The organism is Mesorhizobium sp. M0910 (assembly GCF_040319465.1).
GTDB lineage: Bacteria > Pseudomonadota > Alphaproteobacteria > Rhizobiales > Rhizobiaceae > Mesorhizobium.
The window spans coordinates 731,598-744,770 of the sequence record NZ_JAMYNZ010000001.1 but is presented as its reverse complement, the minus strand read 5'-3'; the positions used below and the strand labels follow the sequence as shown (position 1 = coordinate 744,770).

General features: G+C 64.2%; 14 protein-coding genes. 1 reads left to right on the top strand and 13 read right to left on the bottom strand.

The genetic code is table 11. From position 1 onward, the window contains the following. Nucleotides 1–45: 45 nt before the first annotated feature. The 9 genes from phnD to phnG form a co-directional block, all read right to left on the bottom strand. Nucleotides 46–954, bottom strand: coding sequence for a phosphonate ABC transporter substrate-binding protein (gene phnD / locus NKH78_RS03655; RefSeq protein WP_352737544.1), 909 nt, complete (start codon nt 952–954; stop codon nt 46–48). 88 nt (nt 955–1,042) lie between these two features. Next, nucleotides 1,043–1,891, bottom strand: a complete 849-nt coding sequence (phnC, locus tag NKH78_RS03650; RefSeq protein WP_352737543.1) for a phosphonate ABC transporter ATP-binding protein — start codon at nt 1,889–1,891, stop codon at nt 1,043–1,045. A 219-nt stretch (nt 1,892–2,110) separates the two neighbouring features. Beyond that, nucleotides 2,111–2,728, bottom strand: a complete 618-nt coding sequence (locus NKH78_RS03645) for a DapH/DapD/GlmU-related protein (protein ID WP_352737542.1) — start codon at nt 2,726–2,728, stop codon at nt 2,111–2,113. Next, nucleotides 2,725–3,432, bottom strand: a complete 708-nt coding sequence (gene phnL / locus NKH78_RS03640) for a phosphonate C-P lyase system protein PhnL (RefSeq protein WP_352737541.1) — start codon at nt 3,430–3,432, stop codon at nt 2,725–2,727. Before phnL ends, NKH78_RS03645 begins: the two co-directional genes overlap by 4 nt. A gap of 2 nt (nt 3,433–3,434) precedes the next feature. Continuing rightward, on the bottom strand, nt 3,435–4,211 hold the full coding sequence (phnK, locus tag NKH78_RS03635; RefSeq protein ID WP_352737540.1) for a phosphonate C-P lyase system protein PhnK: 777 nt from the start codon (nt 4,209–4,211) through the stop codon (nt 3,435–3,437). Then, nucleotides 4,208–5,119, bottom strand: coding sequence for an alpha-D-ribose 1-methylphosphonate 5-phosphate C-P-lyase PhnJ (locus NKH78_RS03630; protein ID WP_352737539.1), 912 nt, complete (start codon nt 5,117–5,119; stop codon nt 4,208–4,210). The genes phnK and NKH78_RS03630 overlap by 4 nt, the downstream gene beginning before the upstream one ends. Further along, on the bottom strand, nt 5,116–6,228 hold the full coding sequence (locus tag NKH78_RS03625; protein ID WP_352737538.1) for a carbon-phosphorus lyase complex subunit: 1,113 nt from the start codon (nt 6,226–6,228) through the stop codon (nt 5,116–5,118). Before NKH78_RS03625 ends, NKH78_RS03630 begins: the two co-directional genes overlap by 4 nt. A 1-nt stretch (nt 6,229) precedes the next feature. Further along, the gene (gene phnH, locus NKH78_RS03620) at nt 6,230–6,841 is read right to left on the bottom strand and encodes a phosphonate C-P lyase system protein PhnH (protein WP_352737537.1); all 612 of its coding nucleotides are present in this window, start codon (nt 6,839–6,841) and stop codon (nt 6,230–6,232) included. Further along, nucleotides 6,841–7,302, bottom strand: a complete 462-nt coding sequence (phnG, locus tag NKH78_RS03615; RefSeq protein ID WP_352737536.1) for a phosphonate C-P lyase system protein PhnG — start codon at nt 7,300–7,302, stop codon at nt 6,841–6,843. Before phnG ends, phnH begins: the two co-directional genes overlap by 1 nt. Before the next feature lie 134 nt (nt 7,303–7,436). Here phnG and phnF point away from each other — a divergent pair, with 134 nt between their 5' ends. Continuing rightward, the gene (gene phnF / locus NKH78_RS03610) at nt 7,437–8,180 is read left to right on the top strand and encodes a phosphonate metabolism transcriptional regulator PhnF (RefSeq protein WP_352737535.1); all 744 of its coding nucleotides are present in this window, start codon (nt 7,437–7,439) and stop codon (nt 8,178–8,180) included. An 18-nt stretch (nt 8,181–8,198) separates the two neighbouring features. On the opposite strand, the gene NKH78_RS03605 is transcribed toward phnF, so the two are convergent. From NKH78_RS03605 to NKH78_RS03590, 4 genes are all read right to left on the bottom strand, one after another. Continuing rightward, nucleotides 8,199–9,215 carry a zinc-binding alcohol dehydrogenase family protein gene (locus tag NKH78_RS03605; protein WP_352737534.1) on the bottom strand — a complete coding sequence of 339 codons (1,017 nt, stop codon included), beginning with the start codon at nt 9,213–9,215 and terminating at the stop codon, nt 8,199–8,201. 70 nt (nt 9,216–9,285) lie between these two features. Next, entirely contained in the window at nt 9,286–10,251 is a 966-nt protein-coding gene (locus NKH78_RS03600; protein ID WP_352649512.1) for an ABC transporter permease, read from the bottom strand. Further along, nucleotides 10,248–11,801 (bottom strand): sugar ABC transporter ATP-binding protein, encoded by a 1,554-nt coding sequence (locus NKH78_RS03595; RefSeq protein ID WP_352737533.1) that lies wholly within the window; start codon nt 11,799–11,801, stop codon nt 10,248–10,250. Before NKH78_RS03595 ends, NKH78_RS03600 begins: the two co-directional genes overlap by 4 nt. A gap of 104 nt (nt 11,802–11,905) precedes the next feature. Next, complete coding sequence (locus NKH78_RS03590) at nt 11,906–12,901, bottom strand: ABC transporter substrate-binding protein (RefSeq protein ID WP_352737532.1); 996 nt, start codon at nt 12,899–12,901, stop codon at nt 11,906–11,908. Nucleotides 12,902–13,173: the final 272 nt, after the last annotated feature.

Here is a 13,173-nt window from a genome sequence, read left to right as displayed (position 1 = left end):
ATGCAAAAAGGGCGGCGCTGGTAAGGCCGCCCTTTGCAACTGCATTCAGCCGCCGATCGCGGCTTTGCGGGCTTCGACGATGACGCTGTAGAAGTCGGGCTTCACCGGAACGTAGCCGGTGAAATCGCCGCCTTCGATGGCCTCGAAGCAAGGCTTGTCCTTGGCCGGCAGGCTGGTGAAGAAGTTGGCGAGCTTGGCGCTCATATCGCCGCCGAGTGCGGTGCGCACGACCAGCGGGCCGTTCGGGATCAAGCCGGAGCGCCAGACTTCGACGAAATCGTTGGGGTCGACGGCGCCCTTGGCGACTTCCTTGTGGAAGGTGCCGGAGGTGTAGCCGTTCTTGAAGTCGCCAATGCCCGAGGAGTCGTCAACCGCAACATCGACCTTGCCGTCGCGAACGGCGAGGAGGTTGTTCTCGTGGCCGCCATTGAACTGGGTCGAGGCGAAGAAGGTTTCGTTCGAGGCGCCGGTGTCCTTCGGGATTTGGGTCAGCGGGATCAGATAACCGGAGGTCGAATCCGGGTCGGCATAGCCGAGCTTCTTGCCCTTTGCCGACTTGATGTCGGTGATGCCGGACGACTTCAGCGCCAGGCCGATCGAATAATAGCCGGTCGCGCCGTCGGTCTGCTGGGTGGTGAGGATCGGGGTCACGGCGTTTGGATCCTTGAGGTAGACGCTGGCATAGCCTGACGCGCCAAGCTCGGCGAAATCGAGGGTGCCGCCGAGCAGGCCCTGGATCACCCCGTCATAGTCGGCGGCCGGGAACAGCGAGACCTTCTCGAAGCCGAATTCGGACTTCAGGTGATCGGCGAGGCACTGAAAGTTGCGCAGCCGGTCCGCTTCATTTTCACCACCAAGGATGCCGATGCGGAATTCCTCGATATCCTGGGCGTGAGCGGCACTTGTTGCGATGGCGAGCAATGAAACCGCGCCAAAAACCATCTTCCTGAACATTATCTCTCTCCTGTTGGTTCCGGCTTCGCGCCGGAGCGTTCGAACTTTTGACGAGTGCCTTTGACGCGGGCGGGCGATCAGGCCGTTCTCAGTAGCCAGGGAATACGGGCTCGAGCGGTCCGGCGGATGCAGCGATTTTCTGTTTGATGGCGACGCTGGTCGAGGTGATGGCCTCGGAGATTTCGCCGCCATTGCTGTCGGCGCCGTAGACCATGCGCACGGCCTCCCGGTTGAGGTCTTCGGGCGGGCCGTCGAAGACAACCTTGCCGGCGGCCATGCCGATGATACGGTTGCAATAGTTGCGGGCCGTATCAAGCGTATGCAGATTTGTGATGACGGTGATGCCTTCGCGCAAATTGATGTCCTGCAGCGAATCCATCACCACCTTGGCGTTGAGCGGATCGAGCGAGGCGATCGGCTCGTCCGCCAACAGCACCTTCGGCTGCTGCATCATGGCACGCGCAATAGCAACGCGCTGCTGCTGGCCGCCGGAAAGCGTGCCGGCGGGCTGCAGTACGGTGCGGGCGATGTCGAGACGCTCAAGGGCGGCAACAGCCTCGGCGCATTCACTGCGCGAGAACATGCCGAACAGGTTGGACAGCGTCGAGCGGTGGTTGAGCCGGCCGAGCAGCACATTGGTCAGCACGTCCAGGCGCGGCACCAGATTGAACTGCTGGAAGATCATGGCGCAGTCGCGCTGCCATCGCCGGAGCGGCGAGCCGCGCAACCCGGAGACTTCGACGCCGTCGAACAGGATGGATCCCTGGCTGGGATCGATGAGGCGGTTGATCATGCGCAGAAGCGTCGATTTGCCGGCGCCGGAACGGCCGATGATGCCGACCATCTGACCGTGCGGGATCGCGATGTCGACATTGCTGACGGCGGTGTTCTTGCCGAACCGGCGGGTGACGCCGCGGATTTCGAGCGTAGCTGACATGGTGCAGGCTCCAGTCCAATCGCAATTGAAGGTCTGTTGACCCTCGCTAGCGCAGCCGCATGAACCTGCGGTGTCGGAACGATGTCAGTTTTGTTACTGCCCACAGCCTGGAGCGGCGCGGCCAATCCAGCACGAGAGGCTCGAATGGTGAATGGTGACAAGAAAGGCTTTCCTGAGCCTCGAAACCTGTCCGCTGCCCCCTTCACCATTTCACGACCCTTAGCCGCCATACTTCTCCAGGAAAGCCTCCGCCGACAGTTCCCGAAAGTCTTCGAGCGCGGCGCGCAGCCGAGCGTGGTCCCAGTCCCACCAGGCGAGCGCCTGGTAGCGCTCCGCGGTGCGGCGGTCGAAGCGTTCGCGGATCGGCTTGGCCGGTACGCCGGCGACGATGGTGTAGGGCGCGACGTCCTTCGACACCACCGCGCCGGCGCCGACCGCCGCGCCGTCGCCGACGGTGACGCCGGGCAGGATAGTCGAGCCGTGGCCGAGCCAGGTGTCGTGGCCGATGGTGACGCGCTTGGCGCGGCGCTGGGCGAAGAATTCGCTTTCGTGCTCGGCGTCGTCCCAATAGTCCGAAGCGCGATAGGTGAAATGGTGCAGCGTCGGCCGCCAGGTCGGGTGGTTGGTGGCATTGATGCGCACGCTGGCGGCGATGTTGGCGAATTTGCCGATCGTCACGCACCAGACGCCGCAGTCCTGCATCATGTAGGAATAGTCGCCGAGCGTGCTTTCGGAAACCCGGCAGCGCTCGGCGATCTCCGTCCAGCGGCCAAGCGTCGAGTTCTCGACTTGCGCCGTCTCGTGGATCAGCGGTGCCTCCGACAGTTTCCTGGTCATGCGGCGATTTTTCCGGCGGCGAAGGCGGTCACGTCGATGACGCGGTCGGCGACCGCCTCACGCACGTCGTGATCATGGAAGATGCCGAGCAAAGCGACGCCCGCCGCCTTCTTGGCGGCGATCAGGGAAATCACGACGTCGCGGTTCCTTGCGTCGAGCGAGGCGGTCGGCTCGTCTAGCAGCAGGATCGGATGCTCGGTGATGAAGCCGCGCGCGATGTTGACGCGCTGCTGTTCGCCGCCGGAGAACGTCGCCGGCGGCAGCGCCCAGAGTTTTTCCGGCAGGTTCAGCTGCGCCAGCAAGGCACGTGCCTTGCCGCGCGCGACCTCACGCTCCTCGCCGCGCTCGACCAGCGGCTCGGCGACGACATCGAGCGCCGAGACACGCGGCACGGTGCGCAGGAACTGGCTGACATAGCCGATGGTAAGCCGGCGGACGGCAAGCACGGTGCGCGGGCTGGCCGCGGCGAGATCGATCAGCCCGCCCTCGTGCTGGACGATGATCTGGCCTTCGTCGGCGGCATAATTGCCGTAGAGCATTTTCAGGATCGAGCTCTTGCCGGCCCCGGACGGGCCGCCGAGCACGGCGCATTCGCCGGCCCTGATCGCGAACGAGACGCCGGCAACCACCGGCAATTTGATGCCGTCGCGCAGATGCATGGTGAAGCTCTTGGCGACATCGGAGACGACGAGGGGGGTTGCCATAGTCACACCTGCAGAATGGAAGAAACGAGAAGCTGGGTGTAGGGCGCGCGCGGATCGTCGAGGACGCGGTCGGTGAGGTCGCTTTCGACGACGCGGCCGTCCTTCATCACCATCATGCGCTGCGACAACAGCCGCGCCACCGCGAGATCGTGGGTGACGACGATCGCCGCCAGGCCGAGATCGGTGACCAGCCCGCGCAGCAGATCGAGCAGACGTGCCTGCACCGACACGTCGAGACCACCGGTCGGCTCGTCCATGAACACCAGCCGTGGGCCGGTAACGAGGTTGCGGGCGATCTGCAGGCGCTGGCGCATGCCGCCGGAAAAGGCGCGCGGCTCGTCGTCGATGCGGTCTTCGTCGATCTCGACGCGCGACAGCCAGTCGACCGCCGTGGCTCGGATTTTTCCGTAGTGGCGGTCGCCGACCGCCATCAGCCGCTCGCCGACATTGGCGCCGGCCGACACCGTCATGCGCAGACCATCGGCGGGGTTCTGGTGGACAAAGCCCCAGTCGGTGCGCATCAAAAAGCGGCGCTCGGCCTCGCTCATGCGGTAGAGCTCGCGGAATTGGCCATCGCGCATGCGGTAGCTGGCGGTGCCGGAGCTGGGCAGTAGCCTTGTCGACAGGCAGTTGAGCAAAGTCGTCTTGCCGGAACCGGATTCGCCGACGACAGCCAGCACTTCGCCCGGCCACAGATCGAAGGTGACGTTCTCGCAGCCGACGCGCGAGCCGTAGAATTTGGACAGCGCAGAGACGCGCAGCAGCGGTTCGTCCGTCATTGCGCCGGCTCCGTTTTTTCCAGGGCAAGAGGGATTTCGGGCGCAAGATGGCCGCGATGGCCTTCGGCCCGCCGCTTCTCGCAATGATCGGTGTCGGAGCAGACGAACATGTGGCCGCCATGGTCGTCGAGGATAACTTCGTCGAGATAGACGTTCTCGGCCGCGCACAGTGCGCAGGGCTGGTCGAAGGTCTGCACCTCGAACGGATGGTCCTCGAAGTCGAGGCTGACCACATCGGTGAAGGGCGGCAGTGCATAGATGCGCTTTTCGCGGCCGGCGCCGAACAATTGCAAAGCCGGCGAACGGTGCATTTTCGGGTTGTCGAATTTCGGCGTCGGCGACGGGTCCATCACATAGCGGCCCTCGACCTTGACCGGATAGGCATAGGTGGTGGCGATGCGGCCATGTTTGGCGATGTCCTCGTAGAGTTTTACATGCATCAGGCCGTATTCCTCCAGCGCATGCATTTTGCGCGTCTCGGTCTCGCGTGGCTCGAGGAAGCGCAGCGGTTCGGGGATCGGCACCTGATAGACCAGCACCTGACCCGCGCTCAGCGGATGCTCGGGGATGCGGTGGCGAGTCTGGATGATGGTCGCCTTGGCCGTCTCGGTGGTGACGGCGACATTGGCGACCTTCTTGAAGAAGGCGCGGATCGAGACGGCATTGGTGGTGTCGTCGGCGCCCTGGTCGATGACCTTGAGCACATCATCCGGGCCAATGATCGAAGCGGTGACCTGCACACCGCCGGTGCCCCAGCCATAGGGCATCGGCATTTCGCGCGAGGCAAACGGCACCTGGTAGCCAGGGATGGCGATACCCTTGAGGATCGCCCGGCGGATCATCCGCTTGGTCTGCTCGTCGAGATAGGCGAAGTTGTAGGTGGCGATGTCGGTTGGTTGTGCGGTCATTCCGCGGCCTCTCTCTTCTCTTCGGCCTTGCCGGCGTTTTCGCGGGCGTCGTGCTCGGCGCGCATGCGGCGCACGAGGTCGAGCTCGGCCTGGAAATCGACATAGTGCGGCAGCTTCAGATGCTCGACGAAGCCGGTCGCCTGGACATTGTCGGAATGCGAGATGACGAACTCCTCGTCCTGGGCGGCGGCGACGACATCCTCACCCAACTCCGAGGCACGCAGCGCGCGGTCGCATAGCGCCATGGCCATCGCCTTGCGCTCGCTCTGGCCGAAGACGAGGCCGTAGCCGCGGGTGAATTGCGGCGGCGCCTTGGCCGAGCCCTTGAACTGATTGACGATCTGGCATTCGGTGACGCGGATGCTGCCGAGCGGCACGGCAAAGGGCAGTTCCGGCACGTCCAGTTCCAGTTCGACCTTACCGATACGGACCTCGCCGACGAAGGGATGGTTGCGCGCATAGCCGCGCTGGGTGGAATAGCCGAGCGCCAATAAAAACCCCTCATCGCCGCGCGACAACGCCTGCAGGCGGATGTCGCGCGCCATCGGGAATTCGAGCGGCTCGCGGGTGATGTCGCCGGGGACATGATCTTCAGGCATGTCGCCGTCGGATTCGATCAGGCCCTCGCGGGCGAGGATCGCCGACACGCGCGGCATGGCTTCCGCCTCGCCGGCACGCTGCTCCGGCTCGGCGACTTCGCCGCCTGCGGCAAGCTCGGGATCGAGCAGCCGGTGGGTGTAGTCGAAAGTCGGGCCGAGCAACTGGCCGCCGGGCAGGTCCTTGTAGGTCGCCGACACCCGCCGCTCGACCAGCATCGTGCCTGTGTCGACCGCCTTGGTGTAGCCGAAGCGCGGCAGCGTGGTGCGATAGGCGCGAATGAGGAAGATCGCCTCGATCATGTCGCCGCGCGCCTGGACGATGGCGAGTGCCGCCAATTCCCTGTCGTAGAGCGAACCTTCACTCATTACCCGGTCGACGCCGAGCGCCAGTTGCTCGACGATCTGGTCGAGGCGAAGTGCGGGCACCGAACGATCGCCGCGCCGGCGGTCGGCGAGCAGTTTGTGGGCGTTGCGAATGGCCGCTTCGCCACCCTTTACCGCGACATACATCCTACGCCTCCATCGTCTTGATGCGCGTCGTGCGCGGCAGGCAGGCAATCGCGTCGGACGTGGCGAGGATGATATCGACGCCACGCGGAAAGCGCTGGTTGTTCTGCTTCCATTGCTCGACGAAATGACGCGGCATTTGCGCCGGCGCGATCGTCGCCGTCTTCTCGATGCCCGGGCCTTCGAGCAGCAGCGGAGCGCCGGAGACAAGATCGCTGACCTCGAGGATCAGCGTCGTGGAGCGATCGGGATAATCCTGGGTGCCTTGCGAAAACCCGTCGAGCGCCATCATCTCGGCCGGCGTGGCGATCAGCGCGAAATGCGCGTCGGCCGGGGTGTTGGCGAGCGGCGCGCCGGTATGGAAGCCAAGCCAGGATTTCACCGTCGCCGAAGCCTGCAAGGCGGGGTCGAGCCAGAGCGGCGTGTCGTTATCGCACAGCGCCAGCGCAATGGCGCCCGCGGTGGCTGACAGCGGCGTCGGTGGATGGGTAAAGACCGGCAGGGGCTGCAGTGTGCCCGGCCGCGCCATCGCGTCCATCACTGCCCGGAAGACCGTCTGGGCGTCGAACACCGGATCGGCAAAGCCGCCTTCGATCGCTTGGGTTACGATGTCCATCAGTCTTCTCCGCGTACCATGGTGAAGAAATCGACCTTGGTCGCCGCCGTCTCGGCGCGGCGCTGGTCACGGGCCTTGGCCAGTGCCGTCCGCAAGGGCGCGACGAGCCTGGCCTCGACCTCGTTGCGGTGAGCCGGGTCCTGCCAGAGCGCGTCGGCGATTGCCGCCAGCCTTGCCTTCTGCTTGTCGCGGCCGAGCGCATAGCAGTGGCCGACCTGTCCGGAGGCGAGCCGGACGGTGGCGCGGGTGACCGTCGCCTCGCCAACGTTGAACGGCGCGCCGCCGCCACCGATGCGGCCACGCACGGTGACCAGGCCGGTTTCGGGGCCGCGCAGGAGTTCCGCCTCAGAAGGCAGGCCGGCTTCGTTCCACAGACGGACGATATCGTCGCTGGTCGATTGCGCCAGCGTTGCCATAACGGCCTTGCGCCCAGCCTGATCGCGCGCTTCCTGTCCTCGCATGGTTAACACTCCCTTGCATTGAAATTTGTCTATTGATATAGACAATTATACAAATTATATCTATTATCTAATGCGTGTCTATGACGGGTGCATGACAAGGGCGAGAAGAGGGGGCGCAAAGGTTGGGGCAGAAAATGATCGGACAAGCCAACAGCATCGAGCGGCGCAGCGGTGTCGCGCTGTGGCGGCAGATCGCCGATCGGATCCTGCATTCGATTGCCGTCGGCGATTTTCCCGAAAATGCGGCGTTGCCGCCGGAGGTGGCACTTGCCGAGCGCTATGGCGTCAACCGCCACACCGTCCGCAGCGCCATTGCAGCGCTGGTGCAGGAGGGTGTGCTCAGGGCAGAGCAGGGGCGGGGCACCTTCGTGCTGTCGCGCAGGCGGCTGTCATATCCGATCGGCGCCCGCACCCGCTTTTCGGAGGGATTGCAAGGACAGGCGTCCGAGCGGCATATCACCTTGCTTGCGTCATCGGTCGAGCCTGCCAACCGTCGTGTCGCAGAGAGCTTAGGCCTTGCAAAGGGGGTCGACGTGATACGCCTGGAAACGCGCGGCGAAGCCGATGGAATGCCGGTGTCCCGCGCTGCCGGCTGGTTCGATGCCAGGCGCTTTGCCGGGATCGATGCTGCCATGGCGGAAACGGGTTCGATCACCGCATCGCTGGCACGCTTCGGCGTCAGCGACTATCTCCGGCAATCGACGGTGCTGTCGGCGCGCCATGCCGATGCCGCCGACCTTGCGGACCTCGACCTGCAGCCCGGCGCCATCGTGCTGGTGACGGTCGCCGTCAACGTCACGCCCGACGGTCAGCCGATCCAGTTTTCGGAGTCGCGCTTCCCGGCCGAGCGGATCGAGCTCAAACTGTCGGCGCTCTGAGATGCGCCAGCCCCGGCATCATCCGACCTGAATGACAGCCTTGATCAGGCCGGACTTCTCATGCGCCCAGCGGGCGAGGTCATGCGGCGTTTCGCCAAGCGTCGTGCGGTGCGTGACGAGCTTAGCCAACGGCACCGCGCCGTTGCGGATCGAGGCGGCGACATGGTCGAAATCGGCACGCAGCGCGTTGCGGCTGCCGATCAGCATCATCTCGCGCTTGTGGAATTCGGGATCGGAAAAGGCGATGTCGTCCTTGACGACGCTGACCAGCACCAGCGCCCCGCCATGCGCGACATGGGCGAAGGCCGACTGCACCGACTGGGTGTTGCCGGTGGCATCGAAAACCATGTCAAAACCGTCGCCGTCGGTTGCTTGCCGCACCAGGTCCGCAGCAGCGCCCTGCGAGCCGTCGAGGGTCGCGAAGCCGAGTTCGCTTTCGGCGAAACTCAGCCTCCCCGCACTCATGTCGAGCAGCGTCACGTCGAGCCCGGCGATGCGGGCGAACAGCGCCGTGCCGAGCCCGATCGGGCCAGCGCCAATGACCAGCGTGCGCGCACCTGGATCAGCCAGCGAGCGCCGCACGGCATGGGCGCCGATCGCCAGGAATTCCACGGCAGCAGCATCGGCCAGCGACAGGCCGTTTGCCGGATAAAGATTTTGCGCCGGCACCAGGATTTGCTCGCACATGGCGCCGTCGCGGTGGACGCCGAGCACCTCGATCTTGACGCAGCAATTCGGCTTGCCGTGCCGGCAGGCGATGCATTTGCCGCAGGCGAGATAGGGATTGACGACCACCGGTTCGCCGATTGCCAGATCGACGCCCTCACCAACCTCGATCACGGTGCCGGAAACTTCGTGGCCCATAGTGCGGGGATAGGCGAGGAACGGGTGCTTGCCTTCGAAGATGTGATAGTCGGTGCCGCAGATGCCGACATGGCTGACGGCGACCAGCGCCCAGCCGGCGGGCGGCGCGCCAGGCGCCGGGCGATCTTCGAGGACAAGTTCGCCGGGCGAGCGGCAGACGACGGCTTTCATGCTTCAATCCAGTCGGTTCATGGCACCGCCGGCTCTGCTGTCGCGAGGCCGGCGGTTGTGGGGAGGCGGTCTATTTGCCGCGGCGGCGCAGCCCGTCGAAATAGACGATGACGATGATCAGCACACCGGTGATGATGCGCTGCCAGAAGGCGTTGACGTTGAGCAGATTGGCGCCGTTGTTGATGGTGGCAAGGATGAAGGCGCCGAGCAGCGGCCCGTGCACTGAGCCGACAGCGCCGAACAGCGAGGTGCCGCCGATCACCGAGGAGGCGATCGCCTGCAATTCCCAGCCCTCGGCCTGTGTCGGATTGCCGATGCCGATGCGCGAGGCGAGAAGCACGCCGACGAATGCCGCACACAGCCCCGACAGCGTGTAGGCCATGTAGATGGTGCGCTGGACGTTGACGCCTGACAGGCGCGACGCCTCGGCGTTGGAGCCGACCGAGAACAGATAGCGGCCCCAGCGGCTGTGGTGCAGGAAGATGTAGGCCGGGATGCCGACCAGGATCACCATCCAGAACAGATTGGGGACGCCGACGAAGGAACTGCGCGAGAACGTCTGGAAGGCATCGTTGTTGATCGAGATCGAGTTGCCGTTGGTCATCAACAGACCGATGCCGCGCAGCGAGGTCAGCGTCGCCAGGGTGATGATGAAGGGTGGGAGGCCCATCTTGACGATGCCGAAGCCGTGGAACATGCCGATGGCGACGCCGACCAGCAAGGTAATCAGGATGGCCAGGAACACCGGTGTGCCGGCGTTGATCAGCATCGCGACGATGACTGTGGCGAAGCCGACCACGGCGCCGACGGAAAGGTCGATGCCGCCCGTGATGATGACGAAGGTCTGGCCGACCGCCAGGATGGCGATCATCGACCCTTGCCGTAACAGGTTCGAGATGTTGTTGGCCGAGGCGAAGCTCGGCGTCGCCACCGACAGGATGACCCACAAAAGAACCAGCAGCGCCAGCAGTGTCAGCCCGAACAGGGCGTTGTAGTTGCGTTTCGGCCTTTCGGCAGCGATCGCCTCGGTGCTCATATCTTCCCTCCCGGTCTTTCTTGTTTCTCGGCCAGCGCCTGGGTGAGGATCTCCTCGTGATCAGCGGTCCGAAACCCGTGCGTAGCCACCAGTTTGCCGCGCCGGAACACATGCAGCGTGTCGGCGAGTTCATAGACCTCGGGCAGGTAGGACGAGATCAGGATGATGCCGGCTCCTTTGGATAGCAGCGCGCCGAACAGGCGGTAGATCTCGGCCTTGGTGCCGACATCGACGCCAACGGTAGGCTCGTCGAAGATGAACAGCTTGGCGCCGTGGGCGAGCCATTTGCCGATGACGATCTTCTGCTGGTTGCCGCCGGACAGGCTGGAGGCCAGGGCGCTGCGTGTCGGCGTCTTGATGCGCAGGTCAGCGATCTGGCGATCGGCTTGCGCCTTTTCCTGCGCGCGCGAGATCAGCAGATTGCTCGAGATGCGCTTGTAGATCGGCAGATTGAGGTTGAGCCCGACCGGCAGGTTGAGGCAGAGGCCCTGGTCGCGGCGGCTTTCGGGGGCCAGCGCCATGCCGAGCCTGATCGCGTCATGTTCGGAATTGACCTTGACCTCCTTGCCCTCCCAGAGGATCTGCCCGGCCGATTTGCGGTGGCGGCCATAGAGCGTGGTGACGAACTCGCTGCGCCCGGCGCCGATCAGGCCATAGAGACCGACGATCTCGCCGGCGCGGACGGACATCGAGACATTTTCGAAGCCCTTGCCCGACAGGTTCCTGGCTTCGACGATGGTCGCGCCGAACGTGAAATGCTCCTTGTGGTAGACCTGCTCGATCGAGCGGTTGATCATCATCTTGACCAGCTCGGCGTCATTGGTCTCGGCAATGTTCCTGGTGCCAACCAGCGTGCCGTCGCGCAGCACCGAGACGCGGTCGGCGAGCTCGAACACTTCTTCCATGCGATGGCTGATGTAGATGATGGTGACGCCTTCGCCCTTCAGCCGACGGATCAGCGTGAACAGCTGGTCGGCCTCCTTGCGGGTGAGGTAGGCGGTCGGTTCGTCGAAGATCAGGAATTTGGTGCCGCGCACCGTGGCGCGGGCGGCGGCGATCAGCTGCTGCTGGCCGATGGTCAGGTCACCCAGCATGACATGCGCCGGCAGGTCGAAGCCGAGATCGTCGATGATCTTCTGCGCCTGCCTGACCATCGCCCGCTGCTGGAGGATGCCGAAGCGGGAATCCTCCTCGCCGAGGAACATGTTGGCGGCGACGGTGAGATGGCGGCACAGGACGACTTCCTGATGCACGGCATTGATGCCGAGCGCCATCGCCTCATGCGGCGTTGCCAATGCGGCAGGCTTGCCCTCCCAGATGACGTCGCCGGAGGTGCGCGGCATGACGCCGGTCAGAAGCTTGATCAGGGTGGATTTGCCGGCGCCGTTCTCGCCGACGATGGCGTGGATCTCGCCGGCCTTGAAGGCGAGATCGACCGGCTTCAGCGCATGGGTGCCGGGATAGCGCTTTTCCAGCCCGCGGAGTTCGAGGATGGTCCTGCCCGGTTCCAGCGTTGGGGCCGGATGGAGTTCCTGCGCCGTCGACATCATGACAATCCTCCCAGATTGGCCCCCAAAGATTGGCCTCGCGATTGGCACGAGTGGGATGTTTCCGGGGCGAAAAGGCCCCGGAAACAGTTCACTTGCGGCTATGCTCAGTCGAGCTTCGGGTTGAGCAGCGCGTCGATCTTCGGATCCTTCATGTTGGCCTTGGTGACCAAATTGGCGCCGGTATCGACATTGGCCTCGACCTTCTCGCCCTTCGAGGCGGCGAGCGCCGTTTTGATGCCGTCATAGCCCATCCGGTACGGATCCTGAACGACGAGAGCCGAAATGACGCCGTCGTTGAGGAACTTGATCAGCTTCTCGTCGCTGTCGAAACCGACCAGCCCGACCTTGCCGGCAAGACTGTTCTCGGCGATCGCCTGACCGACGCCCTGCGCCATGATCAGGTTGGAGGCGAAGATGCCCTTGAGGTTGGGGTTGGCGGTGATCAGGTCGGTGGCGATGTTGAGGCCGGTGGTGGCCTGGCCGTCGGCGTATTTGTCGGCGACCAGCTTGAGGCCCGGATATTTGGCAGCGAGCTGTTCCTTAAAACCCTGGGCGCGCTGTTCGAGCGAGCCGGCGCCCGGAAGCGCGGTGATCAGGGCGACGTCGCCCTCGACCTTGCCGCCATTGGCTTCGCCGATGGCTGCGGCAAGGCCGTCAGCGGCAACGCGGCCGCCCTGGATGTTGTCGGTGGTCAGGAACGAGGTGAAGGCCTTGGAGTCGGCGCCGGAGTCGATACCGATGATCTTGACCTTGGTGGCGGCCTCGTCGATCGGCTTGCCGAGCGCCTTGGCTTCGGTCGGCGCGATGACGACGGCGGCCGGGTTACCGGCGACGGCATTTTCGAGGATCGAGATCTGGCCGTTGACGTCGGTCTCGGCCTGGGCGCCGAGCTCCGGCACGTTGACGCCGAGATCCTTGCCGGCCTTGCGGGCGCCGGCCAGAACGATCTGCCAGTAGAAGGACGTGGTGTCCTTGACGATGATCGGGATGGTCACGTCGGCCGCGGATGCCGGCGCCGAATGCATCACGCCGGCAAGCATCGAGGCGGCTGCAAGTGCCACGACGGCGCGGCGATTGAGAATGCTGGTCACGAATTTCATTAGGAGTCCTCCCTAAGTCGCCCGGTGAATGTTACGGAAGCTCCATTCGGATGGCGCGGCCCAAACGGAACTTTATCAATAAAAAACATTTACCGCATTTTGATAATGCATCACCTCGGTCGGCGCAAGCGATGTTTGATGGCCGCTCGAATGGCTGGGCGGGAAAGCTTGCTCCCTCGGAACTCCGCTGCCAATCTCCTCCAATATGTCGCATGGAATATTAATTCCATCATCCAGTCAATATGGAATGTTCATTCTTTTTCGGGAGCGTT